Here is a 25102-nt window from a genome sequence, read left to right on the forward strand (position 1 = left end):
AGAAGCTGCCAAGTATGTAATCCGATGTAAAAAGGGTGAAAACAACATTCTCATAGTAAAAACTATATTGAACATTTCCGAGGAGGTTTGCGTGGAGAATTGATGAAGCTATCTGTTTGCTATTGATGCGAGGCTTGCTGCCAGTTCTGCGCTCCTAAAGGGTTTAGTAAGCCGCGGCAGCCCAGGTGACAACGCTTCGACATTGGCATAACCGGAAATAATCAGAACGGGAAGGGTTGGTGATGTTGCGCGCAAGGCCAGCGCTAGCTCTACTCCACTCATTCCAGCCATCAGATGGTCAGTTACGAGCAGATCAGGGGTGGCGCCTTGGGTAACGAGTGCCAACGCCGCTTCACCCGAGTCCGCTTCGAGGACTTCGTATCCTAACTCCTCAAGCATATCAGCGGTGCTGGCCCGAACGATATCTTCGTCGTCAACCAGCAATGCCACGCCGCGGGTGTCCGCTGCCGACACTGAAATCGACATCGTGCTGTCTGCTTCCGCGACCAGCATGCTGACGGGAAGCCACAGTTCGACGTTGGTGCCGATGCCCACTCGACTGCTGATGGTCAGCGCGCCGCCCAGTTGCGCTGCCAAGCCATGAGCCATGGACAGCCCAAGTCCGGTTCCTTTGCCAATCCCTTTCGTCGAAAAGAAGGGTTCGATCGCGCGCGAGAGCGTCGCTTCGTCCATGCCCAAGCCCGTATCTGCTACGGACAGGCGGACATAGTGCCCGCGCTTGAGGACGCCTCTTGGCGTACGAACGCTGTCACGTTTCGCGCTGATGCGTAGTGTGCCGCCTTGCGGCATCGCGTCGCGCGCATTAACCCCAAGGTTGAGAAGCGCCATTTCAAGCTGGTTGGCGTCAGCTTCAGCGAGGGGAAGGTCGTCAGCAACTTCGACGACAACGCGCACCTGCGGTCCGGTCGTACTGGCAAGTAAGTCGGCCATGCCTTCCACTAGCTTTGCAATATCAACTGGAGTTGGTTGCAGCGGCTGGCGCCGCGCGAAAGCCAGAAGCCGCTGCACTAGCGTTTTTGCTCGGTCAGCTGATTGAATTGCCCCTTCGATAAGGCGTTGCTCGCGTTCACCTCCCACACCTTTCCGTTGAAGCAGGTCAAGCGATCCCACGATTGGCGTAAGCAGGTTGTTGAAGTCATGCGCCACACCGCCAGTTAATTGTCCCATCGCCTCCATCTTCTGGCTTTGACGAAGTGCCTCCTGCGCCCGGGACAACTCCAACGATGCTTCCTTTTCAAGCGTTACGTCTCTTCCAACCGCGTAGAAGACGTCATCTTCCGGCACAAGGGTCCAGGAAATCCACCGCCATTTTCCGTCGGCGTGAGCAAGTCTGCCCTCGAATCGTTCGACCATTTCGCCCTGATTTAGCTTCTGCATTACTTCCTGAATGGCCGGATGATCTTCGGGATGCACTAGATCTCGGAACGACATCGACAATAAAGTCGCGGTGGCACGCCCGAAAGTCGTTGTCCAGGCAGGGTTGATGGCCTTCAGGAAGCCGTCGAACCCCATGATCGCAAGTAAGTCAGGGCTCATCTCCCAGACGCGGTTTCGCTCAGCTGTTTGTCGGCTGACCTCATGCTCTAGCTGTTCATTAAGCTGGCGCAACTGGATCTCCGCACTTTTGCGGGGGGTGATATCGATGGCGGTACCGATCACGCGAGAACATCTGCCCTGCCCGTCGAAAAGCCCTCGCCCCTTGGCCGCGACCCACCGAATAATGCCGTCTTCCTTGCCGACTGTCCGATATTCGACATCGTAAAGCGCACGGACTTCAGGATCGCTTGCAGACTCGTATGCTTTCCGCGTCTTCTCACGATCGTCCGGATGAACACCGTCGTAGAAGTCGTTCAACGTGACGGATACCTCGGGTGAGATGCCGAACATCGCTTTTACCCGGGGCGGCCAGAACATGCTACTTGTTGAGGGATCCACGTCCCATTGGCCAATCTCGGCCACCTCGAGTGCGAGCCGCAGTTGTTCTTCGCTAAGTGCCAGCTTTTTCTCAGCTTCCCGACGTTCGTGAATGTCAATGACCGAACCAACATAGCCGAGGTACTCGCCATCATCGCCAAACCGCGGACTGGCAGCGTCGATCGCCCAACGGTAGGACCCCGAAGCGTGCCGGAGACGGTAGTCGATACGGAATGGAGCGCGGCGGGCGTTCGCCTCGACGAAAGCGTCCTGCGCGCGTTGCCGGTCGTCCGGGTGCGTTGCATCAAGCCAGCCAAAACCGCGCGCTGCCGCCGGCGACTGTCCCGTGAATTCGTACCATCCACGATTGAGGTAGGTGCAATAGCCGGAAGGATCGGTAACCCACATAATAACCGGCGCATGGTCCGCCATGTTGCGAAAACGGCTTTCGCTCTCTCTTAGCGCGGCATCCCGAGCCTTCTCCTTGGTCAAGTCACGGACTTCGATGATCGTTCCGATTGGTTGTCCATCGTCGCCAGCGATCGGCGAAGCTGTAAAAGCTACGGGGTAGAAGTGGCCGTCCTTGTGAACGAACACTTCCTCCCCCTGCATGCGCTCGCGTTCCGGGAAGGCGCGGTCGATGGGGCACTCTGCTAGAGGGTAGGGGGTGCCGTCGGGCCGCTTATGGTGAACTGCATCGTGCAACGGTCGGTTCATAACCTCCGGCAGCTGATAACCGGTCAATGCTTCAGCAGCCGCATTCATGAAGATGCAATGCTGTTGATCGTCCATCAGGAAGATAGCCATTGTCGAGTTGCTGACGATCGCATTAAGGCGCCGCTCGCTGGAGTTCACTGTTTTGCCTCCCATACCAATTTGGGCACGACGTAGCAGACGCCTGTCAATCGCCTACTACACCATGTTAACGTCGCGGCATTCGCCGAATGTCTACGCTACGGGCCTCTTGGGTTTCAACCACGACAATCGTTGCAAACGCAACTACGGATTTTCGGTGTAACGATTAGATTTTTATTCTCCACGCGCCATCGCTGCGCGACGGGTGACCAAGGTTGCGTCGGCAGGCAGACTGTGCAGTCGGCGCGTGCAGTCTCACGATTTACCGGTACTTGAGCTTGCAGTCTGAACTTCCGATCGCATAGGCCATACGACTTTCAAAATCATCCATAGGTTGGCCAAACTTGACGCTTGCGAACGAGGCCGATCGTCTGTTGCCATCGCTTGGCACCTTTCGTCGCGACTACGTGTTGCGTTAGGACTGATCATCCCGAGATCGTAGTACTGGCGGTATTCGTGCCGGGTGGTTATGAATTGCAGAATGAAGATGGTGCCGACTGTAAACATTTCCGTAGAGCGTAAATACACTATCTAATGCTCGAGCACACGAGCGAAGCAGATGACTGGTACGTGCTGTTGCGTTCGTCCGAGTGGGGTTCAATATACAACGGCCTTTGTTTCGCGGCTGTCAGTGTCTCACGGCTTTGATCAACCGTTCGTGACCGTCGGCGTTGCCCGACCTTTCCCCATTCTTCTGGTCCGCTCGAGCCTGTCGATAACGTATCAAGCAGCAATCATGTGCGGCCGTTCTCCTGTCCTAGCTGGTTCCGGTCGGCCGAACATATAGCCTTGCCCCGCATTGCATCCGAGTTGGATAAGCATATCGCGCTGGATGGTCGTTTCAATGCCCTCAGCGATGACTTCGATGTTCAAACGCTCTGCAAGCGACGTGATCGCGCTCACGATGGCAGCGCTATGAGCCTCCTCACAAATGTCCTGGACAAAGCTGCGATCAATTTTCAAACGCGTAACGGGAATTTGCTTCAGCGTGCTTAGCGACGCGAACCCAGTACCGAAATCATCTAATGCAATACCAACACCCGCTTCGCGAAGGCCGTTCAAGCCTGACATCAAAAGTTCATCAGTATGTAGCATGATTGTTTCGGTAATTTCGAGTTCAAGGTCCTCAGGTTGAAGGGCGTGTCGTTCAAGCGCCGAACTTACGACCTTTTCTAGATTGCCCGTAGTGAATTGGGCTGCGAAAAGGTTCACTCCGACCCTTGGCACATCCTGACCCATTGAACGCCAGCGAACCAGCTGGGCACACGCCTCATCGATAATCCAACTCCCTACTTCGAACGCAATTCGGTGGGTCTCGAGGACCGGCATGAAGGCCGCAGGAAGAATCAGGCCACGTGTGGGATGCCGCCACCGAAGCAGGGCCTCGGCACCGATCGGCTTGCCATCAGTAAGACGCACCTGGGGTTGATAGAACAATTCCCATTCGCCGCGTTCCGTTGCCTGTCTCAACTCAGTCTTGAACGCACGTTGAACGGCGAGCTGGTTTGCCATTCCGGCGTCGAACAGCCGGGTCTGCCTGCCACCATCGCGTTTGGCGGCGAGAAGGGCAAGGTCAGCCTTCAGAAGCAACTCGTCCGTATCAGAACCGTGTAGTGGCGCCAGCGAGTAGCCGATACTCGCTCCGACATGCAGCATATGGCCAGCGATGTGAAAGGGCTCCAGCAACGCGTCAAGGATGCGGTGCGTTTGGACTCGTGCGCTGTAGGCATCGTCCTTTCCAGAGAAGAACAGTGCAAATTCGTCCGCTCCAACGCGACCTAGGACACTTTCGTCCTCCATGAAGGCACCTAGGCGGATTGCGATCGCCTGAAGGAGTGCATCGCCGGTTGAGTGGCCAAAGCTATCGTTGACCGCCTTCAGTGCATTAAGGTCCAGGACCAGCAAGGTCGCCCGACTATCCTTCTCCAAGCACTCTTTGGCGCGTGCTGAGAAACCCGCGCGATTGCACAGTCCGGTCAGTGCGTCATGGTGCGCTAGGTGCTCTAGTCGGGCTTCCCGTGCACGACGAGCGGTAATGTCCTGGATCTGTGCGCCAAATTCGATCCCGGTCGATCCTCGCCAAGAGGAGATGGTAATCTCGATGGGGAACTCGGTACCGTCCGATCGGATGGCTACCACTTCGACGGTTTTCCCAGAAAGTTTTACTGGTCCCCCAGCGGCAATCCTGCGCAAGCCGCGGTTGTGCTCGTCACGAAACCTCTCGGGGACGATCGCGTCCAGCGACCGTCCGACCATGTCGACGGCCGCGTGACCGAAAATGTCCTCGGCAGCCTTGTTCCAAAACGTTATGAGGCCCTCGCTGGTCGCCGTTATCACCGCTAAAGGTGTAGCGTTGGCGAAGCCGCCAAGCGCTTCATCGCTGCGTGTATCTCTTCCTTTGCGCATACGCGCGGTTACAATCGCCGCAAGTTGCTTCAGGAGGCTCCGCTCCTCTCGACTGAAATGTAAGCGGGGCTTGGTATCGACGATTGCAAAGGCACCAAGATGAACCCCTTCATCGTCGATCAAAGGAGCTCCCGCGTAGAAGCGTATGTCCGGAGCGCCCGTAACAAGGGCATTGTTGTAGAATCTAGGATCTTCTGGGGCATTCAGCACGACCAGAGGTTCCGCAGCTCCGAGCGTATGCGCACAGAACGAAACGTCACGCGGCGTGCTGCAGATTGCAAGACCGTGGTACGACTTTAGCCACTGCTCATCCTGACCAATCAGGGACACGGTGCATATGGGTGCATTGAACAGGCGCGCCGCGAGCTCGGTTATCTGGTCATAGTCCGGCTCGGGCGGACTACCGAACAACCCGTACGAACGCAGCGCTTCGAGTCGAAATGCTTCTGACCGTGATTGAGTCATTCGATGGTTCCAGTTCCGCGACAAACCGGAACATATTCCGCTCGAAAGGTTAAATCGTACTGAATCCCGTTTTATTTCAGAGTGTTACCATCGCGCACTGCTAAACTCTCGAACCGTGGTTTTGCCACGCTTGACGCCGTCATTCTCGGACAAACGATATTGCAATGCTGTATCCGCGCGTAGAAGTCAGTGGTGACGTGGATCCAAGCAAAAAAAGGCTGCGTATGCGCTACTTAGCGTTATATGAGCAAGGTTGCGTCGAATAGACCCATGATCCGAACGTCTGTCAGCAAAGGTAAGCCTGTACGATTTGTATCGCCACTGAAAGCTACATGAACTTTCGTGCGGTCGGTTGGGGGCGGGTTGCCGCAGGAATCTTACGACTAATCTAGCGGTATTTGACATCAATCTGTTCGAATTGACGGATATTCGATCTCGTAGTTACGTTAGGCAATGCCGCGACTGCAGGTTTGCCGAGGAGGTACCCTTGGCAAAGGTTGATCCCGATACTGTAAAGGGTTCGCAATTCCGCTTCCGTCTCAATGCCTTCGGCGATGCAACGGATGTTCAAAGCGTCGGCTATCCCTACTATGCCGGCAATAATCGCTCTACGCGCCGCGGACTGATCGATGCCGCGAATGAGGCCCATGTCCAGTTTAAGTATGTCCGGTTCAAGCTCCGCTAGCAGTCCCAACCCAGCATAGCCCGCCCCGAAATCGTCGATAGCGGTCGTAAAACCTCGGGCTCGATAGGTGTCGAGGATATGGCGGACGTGCGCCACATCGCTCATACGTTCGTCTTCGGTAAATTCGAACATCAACCGGCTGTGATCGAAGCCGACACGCCTAGCAGCGACCAGCGACGCACGGATGCATGCGTCCGGTTCATAGACCGCATTCGGCAGGAAGTTGATTGATAGCTTAACATCGTCATCAGGAGCGAATAGGCGGCCAGCAAGTTCGATCGCCTTGACGCGACAGGACTGATCGAACTTGTAAATCATGTCCTGTTCGATGCTGGCGAGCACTTCACCGGCAGATTGGCCATCAATTCCACGCACCAGCGCTTCGTAGGCGAAGACCGCGCCTGTTCGGAGGTCGACGATCGGCTGGAACGCCATGGTTACTTCTACCGGCAGCTGTGAGCCAGCGCGACAGCCACGGCAGACATCCTTCGACAAGGAGGGCGCGGATCGCGCAACGTCCGCTCGCGTGATCGACGAATGGATCATGACCAATCTTCCAGCTTGCCCATCGTGTTGCGTGGCAAGGCGTCGCCGAACTGCACGCTTCTTGGCCGTTCCGGGGCGGATAGTAGATTGACTGCGACGCGTTCGATGACGGGGGCAAGAGCAACGGCGTCAGCATCGATTTCGGGCACGATGAAGGCTTTCAGTCGGCCCCCGGTATGCAATCGGACGGTTACGTCGGCCACTCCTTCGATCGCGCGCAAAACGTCCTCGACCCGTGCGGGCCAGACATTATGACCGCCGACCTGGACTGCCTGATCGCGACGTCCCGCGAGGCGCAAGCTACGTTCCGCAAGGCGATCGATATGATCGGGCAGTTGGTGATACTGGCCGTCAGCGTCTTCCAGCTGCCAGCCTCCGGCTTCATCCTGACCGAGATTCCAACGCGGAAGCAACTGGTAGTCAGTTTCCGGTAGCTTGCGGATCGCGACACCTCCTGTTTCGGACGACCCGTAGATATCGAACATCTGAGTGAGGCCGGCGTCGAGCAGATCGGTCGCGCAGGCGTCGTCCAAAGCGCCTGCGGAACTGACACCAACGACGTCGATCGGGAAGGAGCGCAAGAACCGTTGTATGGCTCGCCATTGCTCCGGTACGGCTACGACGAGATCGCCAGCAACAAGGTCGAGCGCAGCACCGATGGAGCGGGAAACTACCGGAACTCCAAGGATGTCCGGCAATATTGCGGTCCAGATGATTCCATAAAGATGATGGGCTGGTACCATCGCGACCACCCGACTACGCTTGGGCATGTGTTCAGCTAGCGTCCGCGCTTCCTCGATGAGGTCGGATACGCGATGCCGGCAAGGTCGCGGTCGCCCCGCGGAGCCGGAGGTCATGACGGTGATCCAGCCCTCACCTGATGAATGTTGCTGCAGAATCAAATCGATCCATGCGCCGACCGTGCGAGGCGACTCGCGCCCCAGAATCGCGTCGCCGAGTTCGAACGTTTCCGCGAGCGCGCCAAGCGCCCCCAATTTTTCGAGCGAGTCGAGTCCCAGGCCGTCATCCCCGATTGGAACGTGCTCTGACCAGTGATGCGGAGTAGGAAGGGGCGTTCCGCGAAGGCAAGCTACTTCGGCGGCTACGACCGCGCATGCGATCCGATGCGCCGCCGCCCGCTCGAAGGTGATCGTCATGCCGCTTCGGCCTTAGGTTTGAACACCTGATTGCGTCCGGCCCGCTTAGCCGCATAGAGGCGGTCGTCGGCAAGCGCGATCAGCGCATCGAGCGATCCATCAGCTTCGTCGAGCATCGCGTAGCCAAGGCTTGCGGTCGCCTGGAGCGTCCCGCGCGATGTTTCGATGCGAAGGTTCTCGATCGCCACCCGCATGTCTTCGGCAAGCCTGGCGGCCTGCTGTTGATTGTAGCGTGGCAACAGTACCCCGAATTCTTCTCCGCCTAAGCGGGCAAAGATTCCGCGCGGCGGCAGCAGATCCGTGCACGCTTCAGCTACTCGGCGAAGCAGGATGTCGCCCGTTGGGTGACCGAATGTGTCGTTGACCGTCTTGAAGTGATCAAGATCCAGCACGACGAGCGAAAGCGACTGACGCAGTTCGCGCCAAAGCTTCTGCTCGCGTTCCATCACTTGGCTGAAATGCCGTCGGTTTGACGCGCCCGTAAGATGATCGCACGTCAACAGCCTCCGCAGGTCTTCGGCTGCGGCGTCTCGTCGCAGCACATCGCGCAAAACGATCGAGAAGCCGGTCAGAAGTGCGGCCGTCCCGTCCGAACGGGCAACAACCAGGCGTTGACACCAATACCGTTCGCCATCGGCCCTGCGCTGCCAACCTTCTTGCAGATGCCAACCATCCCTGCTGGCAATGCTCACCTGCTCGTTAAGGCGTAAGTCACCACCTGAATTGTCAGCGTCGAGAACGTCTGCAAGCTCGCACCCGACTACCGTCATGCGATCGTAACCGGTCTGACGCATGAAGCACTCGTTGGTCGACACGATCCGACCATCCGTATCGATGTCTAAAGTAGCATAGTCGTGCACACCATCGAGTAATGTTGCGAACCACGTATCTGCCTGCCGAAGCCGTTCTTCCTGTAGAACCTGCTGGCTGATGTCGGATAGCGTTACCATTAGACGGTCAGCACCTAGCTTTACCATCGTGCAGGCGAGTACCTGTGGGGGCTTTTCACGTTGCCCCGGGGCAAGGTCGACAAAGATGCGATGCCCGTCGCAGACCTTGCCGGTGGCAGCCTCATGCGCGGTAGCCAGACTCCGCAGTTCGGGCGCGTGCTGTTCAAGTGCAGCAAACAGGTTGCCCGCGTCCCGCCCGCCCGCGAGCGGAAGGAGATGCTGCATGGCATGCGGATTGATCAACGCGATCTCACCTGCCAGATCGCATTCGATCAGGCCGACGGGACAAGCGTACAGGAACTCGAGAAGTTCTTCCTCGGTCGATTTGCCGCTCATCGAAGCTAACTCAGCGTTCGATGAGAATGTAGCGGAGGCGTGTTTCCGGGGACGCCAGCAGACGCAAACGCACCTTGGTAGGACGCATTCGCAACGTCAACACATAGGGCAAGATCGCATCGATCTGCGGCTCGTCTTCGAAGCGCTGCGCCACCATGAAGTTGTTCATGCACTGGGCGACCGCGTCAAAAAAAGGTACCCCTATGACCGTCGACGGATCAAGACCGGACATGCGCGCTTCGGTGGCATTGTAGATCTCCACGACCGTAACCGGACTGAAGCCTACGAGGCCGAATGCCAACGCATCGCGCCTTTCAACGCCCATCGTTTCCAGGTCGGCAAGCGAAACCGTATCGAAGTTCATTTCTGACACCGGGACAGATCCTCCAAATGCGACCTGTTATGCCTGCTTATCGTTAAAGCCGGACTAATATCATGGCCGCAAAAGTCGCTGGGATGTCGATTTAGTCTTGGCCGAGCGAGCCGCACCGGCTTTGTCGAAGGCCTGAATCCCGAAAGGGAGGCGTATGACGAACAAGACGGGTGGAAAGCCATTTCGTGGACACACGCAACGAGCGCAACCAGTCAGAGCTCATAATCACCGAATTGCTTTTCGTTCACAGCGATCTGACGACGTTGGTCAAACCACAGACATCGTCGCCTGAATAATCAGTTGGGGCTACGCCCGAGACGCTCGACGGCACCGGGCGCGATGATGTGCGCTTGCTCGTCGAGCTGGTTCCTCGGTTGAGGTTCGCGCGCGAGACGGAAGGAGGCAATCGGTTTTCTGGTTTGAAGCTGATACACGATCTGGGACCGAAGCCGATGTCGTCAATCGAAGGAAGGCAATTGAAGCGTCCCCGCCAACAGCTTCAGAAAACCATCTATTCGCTTCGCCCTGATTGCCCCGTGTAAGGGTCACTCGAGCGGGCCCAATGCGAAGCGGCGACCGTTCCGTCGTCTTGCCGCGATCGGAACCGCGATGCTAAGCGACTTTTAGGTGGCAAACCGGGGGATCGCCGTCGAACAGCGGTGATCGCTGAGATTTCTTCCCCCTGGGTGACGGCGAACAAATCATATGTCGACGGATCGAACAGCCGAAAACGCCATTCCGAATAAGGACAAACGACCTAGCGCGGTTCGTGGGCTCGACGCGATTGGCACGTCCGGGGGTTCGACGCAGAAGTTCGCCGACGTAGAAGCTATAGAACGGCTAGAAGATGCCGAGCGTCGTTACCACGCTATTTTCGACTCCGCGATCGACAGCGGCATCATCGCGCTTGACCTAGATGGCTTGGTCACAAACTGGAGCAGAGGTGCCGAACGACTGTTCGGATGGACCGAGGCGGAAATGCTGGGTCAGCATGCCGATCGCATCTTCACTCCCGAGGATCGGGAAGCAGGGATTCCTGCGAGCGAGATCGAGAACGCCCGCCGCGATGGCCGTGCCTCGGATGAGCGCTGGCACTTGCGTAAGGACGGCAGCCGCTTCTTCGCGCATGGCGCGTTGACGCCGCTTTCGGGAACGCGCGTCGCCGGCTTTGTGAAAGCCGTCCGCGACGTCACCGACCAGCACGCCAGTCGCGCTGCGCTGGAAGAGGCCCGGCTGCGCGCAGAGCTGATGACTGCAGCGTCGCGGCTCGGCACGTTCGACTATGACTTGGTGCAGGGGACGTTGACCTGGGACGACAATTGCCGCGCGCTGTTCGGGCTGCCGCCGGGTGCGCCCGTCACCTACGCCGAGGCGTTCCTGCAAGGCGTCCACCCCGACGATCGCGGCCCAGCTGAAGCCGCGGTCGACGTTGCGCTCGATCCGGCAAGCGGTGGCAAGGTCGAGGTCGAATACCGCACGATCGGGATCGAGGACGGCAAGGTCCGCCACGTCGCCGCACGTGGGCAAATGTTCTTCGAGGACGGCCGTGCCGTGCGGTTGTTGGGCACCGTGCAGGACGTGACGGATGCCCGGATCGCCGAGGCTCGCCTGCGCGAGACCGAGCAGCGGCTGCGTCTGGCCAACCGTGCCACCAACGACGCGATTTGGGACTGGGATCTCGTAAGCAATCACGTCACCTGGAACGAGGCCGTCGAGCGTGCTTATGGGCACCGCTTGGCCGATGTCCTCCCGACCGGCGAATGGTGGATCGGGCACATCCACCCCGATGATCGAGAGCGTATCGAGGACAGCATCCATGCGGTAATCGACGGCGAGGGCAGTGACTGGACCGACGAGTACCGCTTCCTGCGGGCGGACGGCGGGCACACCGAAGTCCTGGATCGCGGGTACGTGCTGCGGGACGCAGAAGGGCGCGCGATCCGGATGATCGGCGCCATGTTCGATCAGACCGACCGCAAGCGGATCGAAGCCAGCTTGCGCGAGGAAGCGACCGGCCTTGCCGAACAGGTCGAGCAGAGCCGGGGCGAGCTGGAACGGTTGTGGGCGTCCTCGCCGGATCTGCTGCTGGTGATCGACTTTAACGGATTCTTCCGGCGCGTGAATCCGGCCTGGACGACAGTGCTCGGGTACACGGCCGATGAGCTAGTCGGACACCACGTCAACGAGTTCGTGATCGGTGACGATCATGCGCAGACGACCGATGCCTACACGCTGGCCGCAAGCGGCGGGTCACCGACAGTGGTCAACCGCTACCGGCACAAGGACGGATCATTGCGCTGGATTTCGTGGGCGGCCGCGCCGAGCGGCGAGCTGACCTATGCCACCGGCCGTGACATTACCGGCGAGATCGAGGCCCACGAGGCGCTGCGCCAGACGGAGGAGGCGCTGCGCCAAGCGCAGAAGGTCGAGGCTGTCGGCCAGCTCACCGGCGGTGTGGCGCACGACTTCAACAATCTGCTCACCGTTATCCGCGGCTCGGTGGACCTGCTGCGCCGGCACGGCCTGCCGGAGGACAAGCGCGCCCGCTACATCGACGCGATCGCCGACACGGCCGAGCGTGCGACTCGCCTCACCAACCAACTGCTGGCCTTTGCCCGCCGTTCGGCGCTTCAGCCGCAGGTGTTCGACGCCGCAGCAAACCTGCTCGCGCTCGAGACGATGCTGCGCACGCTCGGCGGGTCGCGGATCGAGACGACCTTTGATCTAAGTGATGCGCCATACTGGGTTGAGACCGACCCCAGTCAGTTCGACACGGCCATTGTCAACATGGCGGTGAACGCCCGCGACGCGATGGCAGGCGAAGGAACGTTGAGCCTGCGCGTGAGCCGAGTCGACACCTTGCCTCCGGTCCGGGGACATGCCGCCGTGGACAAGCCGCATGTGGCGGTGTCGCTGACCGACACTGGCACCGGCATCGCCCCCGACCAGATCGACCAGATTTTCGAGCCGTTCTTCACCACGAAGGACGTCGGCCAGGGGACCGGCCTCGGCCTCAGCCAAGTATTCGGTTTCGCCAAGCAGAGCCTTGGCGAAGTCGAGGTCAGGAGCGAAGTCGGACGGGGTTCGACGTTCACGCTCTACCTGCCTGAAGCAGCGGCGCCCTTGATTAATGCGGTCGGAGCGTCCGAAACCGAGCCGCTGCCAAGAGGCGCCTGCATACTCGTCGTTGAAGACAACCGAAATGTCGGCGAGTTCGCGACGCATGCACTGGCCGAGCTCGGGCATGAATCCTATTGGGCTCAGGACGCGGAAGCAGCGCTCGCCAAGCTGAAACAGGATGCTGAGCAGTTTGATCTGGTATTCACCGACGTCGTTATGCCAAGGCGTTCGGGTATCGAGCTGGCAGAGGAGATCGCGCGTCAATATCCAAAGCTTCCAGTCGTCCTGACGAGCGGCTACAGCCATGTTTTGGCACAGGAGGGAAGCCGAGGCTTCCCGCTGCTCCGCAAGCCCTACTCGATTGAGGAACTCGCGAGCTTTCTGGCGGACGCGGTCAAGGATAAGCGCTAGCTAGATCGTTGAGTGACCTGTGATTCGCTGAATATGGGAACAGGTAAGATCGCATCGTCCTAGGTTAAGCAACGGCGTTCGCCGCTCCGCGCCCTGCAATCGTGTCGTGGCGATCCATTGCCGTTGCTGCGGGTAGCGGTTGGTAGCCATCACGCAGAGCGCATCGCCAAAGAGCAGCGGACCGGGATTCCCGCAGGTGACGTTCTGGTGCGCGCACGAGCGATCATGGTCGCACCTAACGAGCGCGCCGGCGATGTTCTTCCAAATTTCCCTGGCTAGAGCGGATTCTGATCAGTCTGGGTCATAGCCGCAGGAGCTGAAGTAGTTGGCGCATTCCTGTGGTTGGAACAGGTCGACCAGTCTGCCGGTGAGGGACCACAAGCCGGACACGGTGCGTTCGCCGGCTCTGCGGAGCATGGCCTTGAGGCGGGCGAAGGCCTTCTCGATCGGGTTGAAGTCGGGACTGTAGGGCGGGAGGAACATGAGGCGGGCGCCTGCGGTCTCGATGGCCTCGCGGACGCTGGCACGCTTATGGCTGGACAGGTTGTCCATGATGACCACGTCGCCGCGTCCGAGGTCGGGTACGAGAACCTGTCGGACGTAGGCCTCGAACCAGTCGCCGTTGATCGGGCGGTCGAGCACCATCGGCGCGACCATGCCGGTCATGCGCAAGCCAGCGACCAGCGTGGTCGTCTTGCGATGGCCATGCGGGTAACCCATCCGCAGCCGCTCGCCCCGCCGACAGCGGCCATGACTGCGCGTCATGTTGGTCGCCGTCCAGGTCTCGTCGATGAACACCAGCCGCGCAGGATCCAGGTCGAGCTGGCCATCGAACCAGTCCTCGCGTGCACTCAGAGTCTGACTCGTTATTGAGATTTGGCGATTTGTCTGGTGAGGGTTTTGACGGAAGCGAGGTTGCACCAGGCTTCCTGCGACTGTTCGGAGGCTTCATAGTCCCTGGCGAGACGCCGGTTTCGACCGAGCCATGCGAAAGTCCTTTCGACGACCCATCGTCGCGGTTCCTGAACGAAGTGTCCGACGCGTTGCGAGCGGGTGATGATCTCGATGGTCCATGGCCGCGGATCGGCGACCGCGTCGAGCAGCTTGTTGCCGCGATAGGCGCGGTCGGCATAGGCATGGCGCAGGCTGGGAAACCGGGCGGCCAGCGCCTTGAGCAACGGCACGGCGCCATGGCTGTCCTGCACGTTTGCCGGGGTGATGCGCGTCTCGATCAATCGGCCTGACGTATCGGTCGCGATGTGGCGCTTGCGACCCTTGACCTTCTTTGCAGCATCGAACCCGCGCGGACCGCCGCTGTCGGTGGTGCGCGCTCTCTGGCTGTCAATCACCACGGCCGATGGTTCGGGATCGCGCCCCTCGAGCATCCGCGAACGTGCCACCAACAACGCATTGATCCGCGGCCACCAGCCCTGATCGCGCCAGCGGTAGAAATGATACTGGACGGTCGTGAACGGCGGAAAATCACGCGGCAGACCACGCCACGGACATCCCGACCATAGCAGATACAGCAACGCGTTCACGATCCGCCGCAGCGGCGTCCGCCGCCGTCGGCCACGAACCGACGGCGGCGGCAGAAGCGGACCCAATACCCGCCACTCCGCCGCACTCAAGTCGCTTGCATACCGACCCTCGTCCCGCCGATACCGCTCCCGGGTGGCCTCATTCCAAACCATCGTCGATCCTTTCGTAGCTTCGCAACCACGATCGAATCATACATGGCGAGGTCATCCAACCTTCTCCCGGTCAGCCTCTCAGGACGTCGGCGCGATCCTGCTCGACCGCGTGCCCGATCTTTTTTTGCGCGTGATGCCGTTTCTGGCGAAGAAGCGGTGCAGCGTCGAGATCGCCACCGTCACGCCCGCTTGGCCCAGCTCGCGACGCAGTTCGTCCAACGTGATGTCGCGCCGTGCCTCGTGCAGCGCCAGCACCGTCTCACGGTGCGCCTCGATCCGCCGCGACCGCGTGTCCCCGCCCTGCGGCTTGGCGGCATAAGTACCCGTGCTGCGGCGCTGGTCGTGCCACCGGATCACAGTCGCGGCCGCTACCCCGAACCGACGCGAAGCCGCCCGGCAACTCGACCCCTCGTCGACCGCGGCCAGCGTTCGCGACCGAAGGTCCATCGACAACGGTTTGCCCATCCATGCCGGCCGCCATCCAGCCAGCACCATGAATCAGATCAGCGCGTCCGTGGAAATCCCTCTCCGACTCACGTCGACCGGAAAACGCTCTAGAAAGACAGCACCGACGACACCTTCATGCCCGAGGTCGACGTGACTTCCATGGTCAAGGGCTATGTCGGGTTTGAGCTGATCGCCTCCACGACGAAGCATTATGCTGGTGGCCAGACCGGGAACACCGGCTCGATCGGCCAACTGCCCGGATCTAGATTTGCCTGCCCACACTGACCGTACAACACCACTTCGCGGCCGGTAGCAGGGTGCAGCGAAACGCCGGGGCCTGGCAGAACTATACCTCTTCTGGAACGAGAAACGTCCCCACGACAGAAACGGACAGTTCGTCGAACTGCGTCCAAATGAAGTACAACTTCGGTTAAGGGGGGGCTTGGCTGCAAGCTGCTTCTTCTCGCTAGGTGTGAGTTCATCCGGCACCACACCTGTACAGCCCGCGTAGCCGCCCGGCAGGACGCGTTCGATCACATCGAGTTGTTCTGCAACACCGTGCAAAAGCAGGTGGGGAACGGAATGTTGTCATTCGTCGATTTCGAACGGAGCAGATTGCGAAAGCGGAAAGGGTCCAGAAAATTCAACTGCTATCAATCTATAATATACGATACACGATCATGAGCTTATTCTGCTGTTAACGCAGGTGTCGTAGCACTTCTGCCTCGATTGGAAGGCATATGACACTGCATAATATTTCGATACCGCGTAAGCTGGCGTTCGCTTTTGCATCGCTCATTGCAACGTTCACGATCGTAAGCGTCGTGGTGTACGTGAACATTCGCACGCTGCAACAAGTAGCGGTCACACGCGATGAGGCGAGGCTTGCATCGGAATATGCCGACGACATGCTGGGTGGCGTGGTCGAAGGACAGAGCGCGGTACGGGGATACGTCCTGTTGGGTAAAAAAGCGTTCCTCGATACTTATCGAGAGAACACGATGTTGATCCAGACAGCATCCGTACAGTTCGCCCGGTACGCCGACCGACCGGATCAAAAAGCGCGTCTTGCGGAATTCACTACTGCGGTGGCCGCATGGCAGCAGGTAAAGGTTCGACCGACGATTGCAGCATTCGCTAACCCTGCGACGCGGGAGCATGCGCGTGATCTCGCCGGCGCGAAGCAGCTCGGCGCCATGCGTAAGGCACATGAAAAGATCCAGGCTGCACAATCGGCATGGGTCGCTCGGCAGGACGCGGCCAAGCAGCAGGCTGAACGCATCGTTATCTTGACCCTCGCGCTCGGGGGAGCGCTCGCCGTAGCATTGGCGGGACTGATGGGTTGGCTGCTCTCGCGTTCCATTGCCCGACCCGTCGTCGATATTGCGCTGGTGATGGAGGCGTTGGCCCGGGGGCACAACGACGTCAGCATGCCCGACGGCGATCGCCGTGACGAGATCGGTAAGATCGCCAGGGCAGTCGTGGTGTTTCGCGACGCCGCCCTACGAAAAATTCGAGCTGATCGCGAACAGGAAGCTGTAGTGGCGGAGGTCGGCGGAGGACTTGCGCGCCTTGCCAATGCCGATCTGGCGGCGCGTCTGACAAACTTGCCCGCAGGGTACGTTGCGTTGGAACAGGACTTCAATGCGGCTATGGAATCGATGTCGCGGGTGATGGGGACGGTCACGCACGCTGCAGAGGGTATCAACGGCAGTGCCGAAGACATCCGCGCCGCTTCCGACGATCTCTCGCGACGTACCGAACAGCAGGCGGCGAGTCTCGAACAAACGGCGGCGGCGATGGAGGAGATCACCAGTACCGTTCGCGAAACCGCACGCAGTGCGGCGGTGGCGAACGATACCGTCAAAGCGACCCGCGTCGAAACCGAACAGTCCGCGAAGGTGGTTGAGCGTGCGGTCGTCGCCATGGGCGGAATCGAACGAGCCTCCGGCGAGATCGGAGAGATCATTGGTGTGATCGACGCTATCGCATTCCAGACCAACCTGCTGGCATTGAACGCCGGCGTGGAAGCCGCGCGGGCAGGCGACGCTGGTAAGGGATTTGCCGTCGTGGCCAGTGAGGTCCGGGCCTTGGCACAGCGTTCGGCCGATGCAGCCCGTGACGTCAAAAGTCGCATCACGTCAGCAATCGAGCAGGTCGATACCGGAGTCACTCTCGTGAGCGAGGCCGGGACTGCGCTGGTTCGGATCAACGCCCGAGTGAACGAAATCAGCGAACTGGTCCGCCAGATAGCAACCGCTGCGGAACAGCAGGCGGTCGGGTTGCAGCAGGTCAGCACCGCAGTGTGTGAGATGGATAGCGTGACACAGCAGAACGCTGCTATGGTCGAACAAGCGACCGCTGCCGCACGCAGTTTGGCAGGGCAGGCTAATGCCCTTGCAGAACAGGTCGCTCAGTTCAAACTAAGCCAGAGCGCGCCGGACGTTTCCCGCAAGCCCGGAAACCCGGTTCATCGGCTCCAGCGAAGGATAGTATCCCCGGACCGACGGTCGTTCGCCGCAGGTCGCGCAACTGCCGTAGCAGAAGATTGGTCAGAATTTTAGACATGCAATAGCGGACCTTGCTTACGAATTCATTGTACGAGGCAAGGTCCGCCTTCCACATCTCATAACAAGGCGTCGGCCTCAGCGACGCCAACGATGGAACCGGCCCGGCTGTAAACGTAGTAGGTGATGTTGTCGGCAACGAAGCTGCCGTCATACTCCAGGCTTGTCACTCGGCTTCCAGCATCGGAAGTGATGACAGCCTGCCCACCACCGGTGAAGTCGAGGTCGCGGTCGGAACCGAAGCCAATGACGCCGTCGCCGTCCCGGTCGGCCAGCTTCAGCGTCGTTACAAGTAGATCATCAGCGCCAAAATCCTTGATCCTGTCTTTGCCAAGCATGGCACCTACGAACAGGAAGACATCACTGCCGCCGCCACCAGAGAGAATGTCGTTACCCTGACCCCCTTCCAGCAGGTCTCGTCCGGCAAGTCCGGTAAGTGTGTCGGCCCCTACAAAACCGCGCAGGATATCGTTGCCCGCCGTGCCGTTCAGGACGTCGGCCCCGTCCGTACCGGCCCGATCGTCGCTACGCAGGCTGATTTGAACGACGGTGCTGTCGGTCCCGGTCTCAAACAACTGGCCGGTCGCAGTGATCCGGATCGCGATCGTCTCGTCACCTTCGACAAGCCCATCATCGAGGATGGCTACCGAGCCCAGATTAACGCGATAGTCGCCGGCCGGCGATTGGGTGATCGAGAAGTTTCCGGAGAAAGTACCGACGGTTACATCGCTGCCGTTGGTCGCGGAGGAGAAGTCAGTGACGAAGCTCATCGACACGAACGTGTTGAGGCTAGTCACGCTCTTGAACGTCAACCCGATGGTGAACGTTTGATCAATGCCCTCGGTGACGACCTGGGGAGTGGCTACGATGGCGGTTGCAAGATCGGCACCGTTGACGACCTTTGGTGCGAAGCCACTAAAGTTTTCAGCGGTAAGCGACAGGGCATCGACGTTCTCCAACCGGCCGATGGTTTGGAAGCCGCTAAGTCGACCGGCCGCACCATCACGATCGATCTGGAACAGCGTGTCCTTGCCAGCTTGAAGCAGTCGCAGATAGCCGCTGCTGCCGAACGGGTTCGATCCGTCCCAGCCTTGGAAACCGAAGGTGAAGTTCGTGCTGATATCGACAACATCGCCGTCCGCACCCGCCGTGAAGTCGGCAATCGTGGGAATGGCGTTCTGCGGTGCAAAGCTCGCGAACTCAACGCGATCGCGTCCGCTACCCAGCGTTGCCCGTACCGCCTGTCCGTTCCCTAGAATGAGCCGGTCGGCACCCTCACCAAGATCGATCGAACCGGTGCCGGGACTGAAGACGTAGTAGGAAACGACGTCGTCTCCTGCGCCGCCCTCGATCCGGATCGTTTCGGCAGTTCCATTAGACGAGTGCGACACAAAAATGGAATCGTTGCCGGCACCGCCGCGTATCGTGTCCGACCCGCCCGTATCACTGATCGTGTCATCGCCGTCGCCACCATCGATTACGTCGTTACCGAAGCCGCCCTGAATGGTGTCGCTATCGGCGCCACCATTGATGATGTCATTGCCATTGCGACCGTCGATCTGATCGCGACCTGCAAATCCGCTGATGACGTCAGCACCGACCGTACCAGTCAGGGTATCAAAGTTGTCCGTGCCGATTATGGTCCTGCCAACGACCGCGGTGCCTGACGGTGCATACCCGCCGAAGTTTGCGGCAGTGAACGCCTCGACCAAACTATTCTCGAAGCGTGCCAGCGTCACGAAGCTGGACATAGAGCCATTAGGTCCGTCGCGATCTGCTTCCAACAGGACCGTCGTGCCCGCCTGAACCAACCTTAGAAAGCCTGCCGAACCAAACGGATTGGAGCCATCCCAATTGATCGTCGTCCGAGCGACATACTCGCTCAGTTCGAAAATATCGCCGGCATCGCCGGTCTGGAAATCGGTAATGACAGGCGCAGTCCCGATCGAAGTGTACGGTTGCAGAACAATCGTATCGCGGCCGGCACCGGTGGTGATCGTCAGCAAGGCGTTGGATACGGTCCCGAACGACAGCCGATCGGCGCCGTCGCCAAGATCGATCGTCGCCGTTCCCTTGGCGGAACTGTTGAAATCGACCCGGTCGTCGCCAGTCCCCGCGTCGATGACGATCGTCTCGGTCAATCCCGTCGCGCCAAAATGGCTGACGTTGATCGTATCAGCGCCGAATCCACCACGGAGGGTATCTGAGCCGCTGGTGAAGTCGTTGACGAAGTCGTTACCGTCGCCACCATCGATCGTGTCGTCACCAGCGCCGCCTTCCAACGAGTCTCCATCTTCGCCACCGTTGATCACGTCATTACCGCCGCGTCCGTTGATGACGTCGAAGCCGGCATAGCCGTTAATGACGTCGTCCTCATCCGTGCCCGATAGCGTCTCAGACGCTGTAGTGCCTTCAATTTTCATGGAAACCCTCCCCAGGAACGGCGGAAGGTTATGGAAGGCGTGATCCCGATAGGCAAGCCGTAGGTACGGCCCGTCCCAACGAGGGACGGTATCGTACTACAATGTCGATAAGATAACGAATTCGGACCGTGCGGCCGCCGCCATGAGGAACGGGATGATCGAAAATCGGGTAGTCAGAGCGATATACGGTGGATCGGACCGGCTCTTAGCCGTTCACGGAAGGACGGTTCGGTTCGATAGTTTGTCCAAGTGTCGATTCCTGCCGAATGTCCAGAATGAGGGTTCGTCTGAACCGGATTACAAAACCAAAGTCGCAACGGGTCTCGATCGTCGCTCAAGATCGAAGCAGTTAGCAATAGCGTCTTCTGTAACGTGTGTTGCGCGCCACCCGGACCCTCGGCCGCGTGGAGACGAAAATGCGTTCCATGGTCTCTTACTGAAGCCCCCGTTAACTCTCTCTTTCGAAAAGCGTGCCATGTGACTTGGATCAATGTAGCTGAAGGAGCATCGTCGTGGTCCGCTGGTTCAAAGCCGACGCCCCTATCCGTCTAAAGTTCGTAACCCTGGCAATAGCTAACGGATTGATATCGTCAATCCCGCTTGCGTGTACGATTGTATGGAGCGGCAAGGCGGAAGGATCCGGAGCTCTGACCACGATCGCTGCGATATCGACCGTAGCAATAGTGGGCTCTATTCTCGTTGCTCGCAAACTGATCTGCGACCCCTATGTCACCACCGTAGTGCGCATGGAGGCTCTTGCTGCTGGTGAGTTTGCATCACCTATTTTCTTCGATGATTACAAGGACTGTGTCGGTCGCATGTCGCGGGCCATGGTCACGTTTCGCGACAATGGCATCCGGCTTGCGACTGTTTCATCTGATCAGCAAGTTGTTGTCACCTCGCTTGGAGAAGGGCTCAACCTCTTGGCTAGGAATGATCTCTCTCACCGTATTGACAACAAGTTTGCCGGGGAAAACGATCGACTCAGGTTAGATTATAATCGAGCAATGAGCGCCGTGGCTGCCGCGTTACGAGCGGTTGCGGCAGTGAGCAGCAGCATCAATGTCGGCGCAACCGATATCAGCCGAGCTTCTGACGATCTGTCGCAGCGAACGGAGCAGCAGGCCGCGAGTCTTGAGGAAACGACGGCGGCGATGGAACAGATCACAAGCACCGTACGAGAGTCCGCTACTGGTGCGGCACAGGCCAAGAGGGTCGTTAGCCTGGCCCGAGACGAGGCAAATCGTTCAGGTGCGGTCGTTGATCGCGCCATCGAAGCCATGGGCTCGATCGAGAAGGCGTCGAACGAAATCAGTGATATCATAAGTGTTATCGATGGCATCGCGTTTCAGACTAACCTCCTCGCTCTGAATGCGGGCGTCGAAGCGGCGCGTGCGGGCGATGCTGGTAAGGGATTCGCGGTAGTTGCGAACGAAGTTCGTGCGCTCGCCTTGCGGTCTGCCGACGCTGCGAACGATGTGAAGATGCGCATCAGTGCCTCAAGCCAACAAGTCGAAGCTGGAGTCGCGTTGGTGAACGAAACGGGGGACGCGCTGAAACGTATCGTTGATCGGGTCGGAGAGGCAAACGTCTTGGTGCATCAGATCGCTGCGGCCGCGCAGGACCAGTCGATCGGACTGCAGCAGGTAAATACCGCGGTGTCCGAAATGGACACCGTCACGCAACGGAACGGGGCAATGGTAGAGCAGGTCACGGCCGCAGCTCGAACCCTTGCAAACCTAGCGGACGAACTCGCCGCACAAGTTGATAGGTTCAATCTTCCAAGACTGAATGCCGTCCACGAGACCGGCGCTGACGAATCGCCGATACCTAACCACGGGCGACAATCCTACGCAGCCTGATCAATCGCAACGGTACTGTGGGTAGCGTTGCCAGTCTGAAATTTTGTCTCGGCCAACGTGCTCCAGCCCGAGCCGTCGCGTCAGGCACTACCGTTCGGTCTAGGCTTGAAGGCGCTGCTACTGCATACGTCGAACTGAACGCGGCGCACACACGCTTGACGTTCGGCCTCATGTTTACGATGCGGAGCGCCTGCCTGACGGGTCACCGCTGGCAGCGTGTCGAGGCGGTTGCCCGAAAAGCCAGCAGTCCCCTGCAGGTCGGTTCGACCGCCTCGACATGGTCCTGCGGAAATCTGTTCGGCTGAACCGGCAACAGCAGGCCGAGGCTGACCGCTGAAGGGTGGTCAGCGCGGTACGGAGACCGTGCAGCAACCACCGACTAGCAGACCACCCCCAGGACATGCCCTGGAGCGGCTTGCGGTGCAATGACGCGGGGTCTGTACGCCATAGCCGACCGGTCCGCACCGTTCATGCTTTCGGGTATCAATGTGTTCGATCTGTCGATACCGTCCGCCGGATCGCTTGGGGCGGTCTTCGAACCGAGGGTACGATGAAGCAGCCAAGCTCAGCTGAATATCGCGACAACGAAGCCCGCGAACGCGCGCTTGCTGAAACGGCGACGTTGGCAAACAAGCGAGAAACTCACCTACGTGCGGCGGACAGATGGAAAGCTCTGGCCGCCCGGATCGAGGGTGCGGAGAAAAGGCGTGGATTCGGACGCGCTGCTGTATCCAGCACCCAAAACCTTCGCTAGCGAATGGGAAGCAGACGGGCATATTGCTTGCCTGCGTCAGTTGCCTACCGCACATGTGCTTGCGTTAGCTTCCTGATGTACGGCGATTAACGTCGCCGCGACGAGACTGAGCGCGCCCGCCCTGCCGTACTGGCGCTCCCAGCTTAGTATAGCTGCTTTCACCAGCGCTCCGCCCGCGTCCTCTTGCAATAGCTGTTCGGCTATGTCCGCTAAGGTGACGCTTCGGTTGACGATGAACGCATCTCGTCGAAACTTTTCTTCTATATCGGTCACTCGTCCGGTCCTCCTATTGCCCGAGGCTACGGTTCTAATCCGGTCCTCCCTATCGGACTTTCGTAGCATTGACTGGTATGCGGCCTCCCAAACGTAGACTTCATATGATGCAGGTCGAAGCACCTATCCTAAAATAACGGCTACCTTGCTGAACAGTTCCAGAGCGCACTGACGTACGGCTCTTCAATCACTTGATCGATCTCGTTCTAGGTCCACCTCTTCCCCGTGCCGAACTTGAACGACAAGGCAAGCTGGCAGAGAGTAGCCCCGTTTGCACGACGGCTCGGTAAGGTCTGGTTTGCCGTTAGGCTCGAAACTCCTTTATCACCCACAGAAGATGACGATTGAACCGCCCCGGGTTTGCCGGAGGCGTTGGGTTGTGAGTCACGCTGCCATATCGATGTTGTCCGCGGCAGCATAATATAGCTCCTCGGCTTCGGCGGGCGGGATGTTGCCGATAGGCTCTAGCAGCCGGCGATGGTTGAACCAGTCGACCCACTCGAGCGTGGCGTACTCGACCGCCTCAAAGCTTCGCCACGGCCCGCGTCGATGGATCACCTCGGCTTTGTAGAGGCCGTTGATGGTCTCGGCCAAAGCGTTGTCGTAACTGTCGCCGATGCTGCCGACGGAGGGTTCGATCCCGGCCTCGGCAAGGCGCTCGGTGTACTTGATGGACACGTATTGCGACCCGCGGTCGCTATGGTGGACCAGTCCGCCACGGTGAACCGGCCGGCGGTCGTGAAGCGCCTGCTCGAGCGCATCGAGGACGAAGCTGGCATGCGCCGTCCTGCTGACCCGCCAGCCGACGATCCGCCTGGCATAGGTGTCGATGACGAAGGCGAGGTAGACGAACCCAGCCCAGGTCGCGACGTAGGTGAAGTCCGATACCCATAGCCTGTTCGGCGCCGGCGCCCGGAACTGGCGGTTGACGTAGTCGAGCGGACACGGCGCAGCTTTGTCGCTGATGGTGGTGCGAACCGGCTTGCCCCGGATCACGCCTGCCAGACCCATCTCGCGCATCAGCCGCTCGACGGTGCAGCGGGCGACCGGAAAGCCTTCCCGCATCAGCTGCCGCCAAACTTTGCGTACGCCGTAAACCGCGAAGTTCTCGGCGAACACGCGCGTTACTTCGGGCCTAAGCGCCTGATCCCGCTGTGCCCGCGCCGACAGGCGCATCGGACTCCGTCGCTGCCCGACACGCTCGAAATACGTCGATGGGGCGATCGGCAGGACGCGGCAGATCGGCTCGACCCCATAGGCTTCGCGGTGATCGTCGATGAAGGCGATCATCGCCGGAATGGGCGGTCGAGCTCCGCCTGGGCAAAATACGCCGACGCCTTGCGCAGGATCTCATTGGCTTGCCGCAGTTCGCGCACCTCGCGCTCCAGCGCCTTCACCTTGTCGGCAACCTCGCCCGGGACACCTGCGCGCTTGCCGCTGTTGACTTCAGCCTTCTTCACCCACTCGTGCAGCGTCTGAGGAACGCAGCCGATCTTCTCGGCAATCGATACCACCGTCGCCCACCTGGATCGATGATCCCGCTCGTGGTCGAACACCATCCGTACCGCGCGCTCGCGGACCTCGGGCGCAAACTTGTTCGTCGTCTTGCTCATGGCTTCACCTTCTCAGGAGTTGGAGCCTCCGACAAACCCGGGGCGGTTCAGATGGCAGCGAGAGCGATGGCAGAGAAGAAGGCTGCCGGGCAGCAGCCATAGCCGGCGACGCCCGCTTGGCTCCGCAACTGTATGAACTCGGGTGTTCATTCCGATCTTGTTGCGTCCTGGCAGGTGTCCAAGACCTCCTATCCAATTCACATGCTTCAGGCCGTGCGATGGACCTACAG

Annotated in this window: 14 protein-coding genes, 2 pseudogenes and 1 other annotated feature; of the genes and pseudogenes, 4 read left to right on the plus strand and 12 right to left on the minus strand. The window is 59.4% G+C overall.

Annotated elements, in window-relative coordinates; genetic code table 11:
- Window positions 1–108: 108 nt before the first annotated feature.
- The 6 genes from ACTHQV_RS11570 to ACTHQV_RS11595 form a co-directional block, all read right to left on the minus strand.
- On the minus strand, window positions 109–2805 hold the full coding sequence (locus tag ACTHQV_RS11570) for a PAS domain S-box protein (RefSeq protein WP_440490430.1): 2697 nt from the start codon (window positions 2803–2805) through the stop codon (window positions 109–111).
- Between the two features lie 708 nt (window positions 2806–3513).
- Entirely contained in the window at window positions 3514–5661 is a 2148-nt protein-coding gene (locus tag ACTHQV_RS11575; RefSeq protein WP_440490432.1) for a sensor domain-containing phosphodiesterase, read from the minus strand.
- A 388-nt stretch (window positions 5662–6049) separates the two neighbouring features.
- Window positions 6050–6892, minus strand: a complete 843-nt coding sequence (locus tag ACTHQV_RS11580; protein WP_440490433.1) for an EAL domain-containing protein — start codon at window positions 6890–6892, stop codon at window positions 6050–6052.
- Window positions 6889–8049: an AMP-binding protein gene (locus ACTHQV_RS11585; protein WP_440490434.1), complete on the minus strand. Its 1161-nt coding sequence runs from the start codon at window positions 8047–8049 to the stop codon at window positions 6889–6891. The genes ACTHQV_RS11580 and ACTHQV_RS11585 overlap by 4 nt, the downstream gene beginning before the upstream one ends.
- Complete coding sequence (locus tag ACTHQV_RS11590; protein ID WP_440490436.1) at window positions 8046–9335, minus strand: diguanylate cyclase; 1290 nt, start codon at window positions 9333–9335, stop codon at window positions 8046–8048. Before ACTHQV_RS11590 ends, ACTHQV_RS11585 begins: the two co-directional genes overlap by 4 nt.
- Window positions 9336–9345: 10 nt before the next feature.
- Window positions 9346–9699 carry a phosphonate transporter gene (locus tag ACTHQV_RS11595; protein ID WP_440490438.1) on the minus strand — a complete coding sequence of 118 codons (354 nt, stop codon included), beginning with the start codon at window positions 9697–9699 and terminating at the stop codon, window positions 9346–9348.
- 714 nt (window positions 9700–10413) lie between these two features.
- Between ACTHQV_RS11595 and ACTHQV_RS11600 the strand changes: the two genes are divergently transcribed.
- Window positions 10414–13239 carry a PAS domain S-box protein gene (locus ACTHQV_RS11600; protein ID WP_440490439.1) on the plus strand — a complete coding sequence of 942 codons (2826 nt, stop codon included), beginning with the start codon at window positions 10414–10416 and terminating at the stop codon, window positions 13237–13239.
- Window positions 13240–13530: 291 nt separating this feature from the next.
- On the opposite strand, the pseudogene ACTHQV_RS11605 reads toward ACTHQV_RS11600, so the two are convergent.
- The 3 genes and pseudogenes from ACTHQV_RS11605 to ACTHQV_RS11615 all read right to left on the minus strand — a co-directional run.
- A pseudogene (locus tag ACTHQV_RS11605) lies at window positions 13531–14094 on the minus strand (IS630 family transposase); the annotation flags it as partial.
- Window positions 14095–14105: 11 nt separating this feature from the next.
- Window positions 14106–14933, minus strand: a complete 828-nt coding sequence (locus ACTHQV_RS11610; RefSeq protein ID WP_440490441.1) for an IS5 family transposase — start codon at window positions 14931–14933, stop codon at window positions 14106–14108.
- 76 nt (window positions 14934–15009) lie between these two features.
- Window positions 15010–15398: pseudogene (locus tag ACTHQV_RS11615) on the minus strand (IS630 transposase-related protein); the annotation flags it as partial.
- A 117-nt stretch (window positions 15399–15515) separates the two neighbouring features.
- Between ACTHQV_RS11615 and ACTHQV_RS11620 the strand changes: the two are divergent.
- Both ACTHQV_RS11620 and ACTHQV_RS11625 read left to right on the plus strand, forming a co-directional pair.
- A complete protein-coding gene (locus ACTHQV_RS11620; RefSeq protein WP_440490443.1) occupies window positions 15516–15665 on the plus strand; it encodes a hypothetical protein in 150 nt (49 codons plus the stop codon).
- Between the two features lie 455 nt (window positions 15666–16120).
- Window positions 16121–17944 (plus strand): methyl-accepting chemotaxis protein, encoded by a 1824-nt coding sequence (locus ACTHQV_RS11625; protein ID WP_440490445.1) that lies wholly within the window; start codon window positions 16121–16123, stop codon window positions 17942–17944.
- A 62-nt stretch (window positions 17945–18006) separates the two neighbouring features.
- Here ACTHQV_RS11625 and ACTHQV_RS11630 read toward each other — a convergent pair whose 3' ends face one another.
- The gene (locus tag ACTHQV_RS11630) at window positions 18007–20370 is read right to left on the minus strand and encodes a calcium-binding protein (protein WP_440490446.1); all 2364 of its coding nucleotides are present in this window, start codon (window positions 20368–20370) and stop codon (window positions 18007–18009) included.
- Window positions 20371–20882: 512 nt separating this feature from the next.
- Here ACTHQV_RS11630 and ACTHQV_RS11635 point away from each other — a divergent pair.
- Window positions 20883–22232, plus strand: coding sequence for a methyl-accepting chemotaxis protein (locus ACTHQV_RS11635; RefSeq protein ID WP_440490448.1), 1350 nt, complete (start codon window positions 20883–20885; stop codon window positions 22230–22232).
- A gap of 790 nt (window positions 22233–23022) precedes the next feature.
- Here ACTHQV_RS11635 and ACTHQV_RS11640 read toward each other — a convergent pair.
- A complete protein-coding gene (locus ACTHQV_RS11640; RefSeq protein ID WP_440490450.1) occupies window positions 23023–23259 on the minus strand; it encodes a hypothetical protein in 237 nt (78 codons plus the stop codon).
- A gap of 384 nt (window positions 23260–23643) precedes the next feature.
- Window positions 23644–24872 (minus strand): IS3 family transposase gene (locus ACTHQV_RS11645; RefSeq protein WP_440490452.1). Its coding sequence is split into 2 segments (ribosomal slippage): window positions 23644–24584 and window positions 24584–24872, totalling 1230 coding nucleotides; the frame shifts between segments, so codons are not numbered across the junction.
- Window positions 24475–24591, minus strand: a sequence feature (AL1L pseudoknot). It overlaps the preceding gene by 117 nt.
- Window positions 24873–25102 lie beyond the last annotated feature (230 nt).

The sequence above is a fragment of the Sphingomonas sp. SAFR-052 genome, from assembly GCF_051965015.1.
Taxonomy (GTDB): Bacteria; Pseudomonadota; Alphaproteobacteria; order Sphingomonadales; family Sphingomonadaceae; genus Sphingomonas.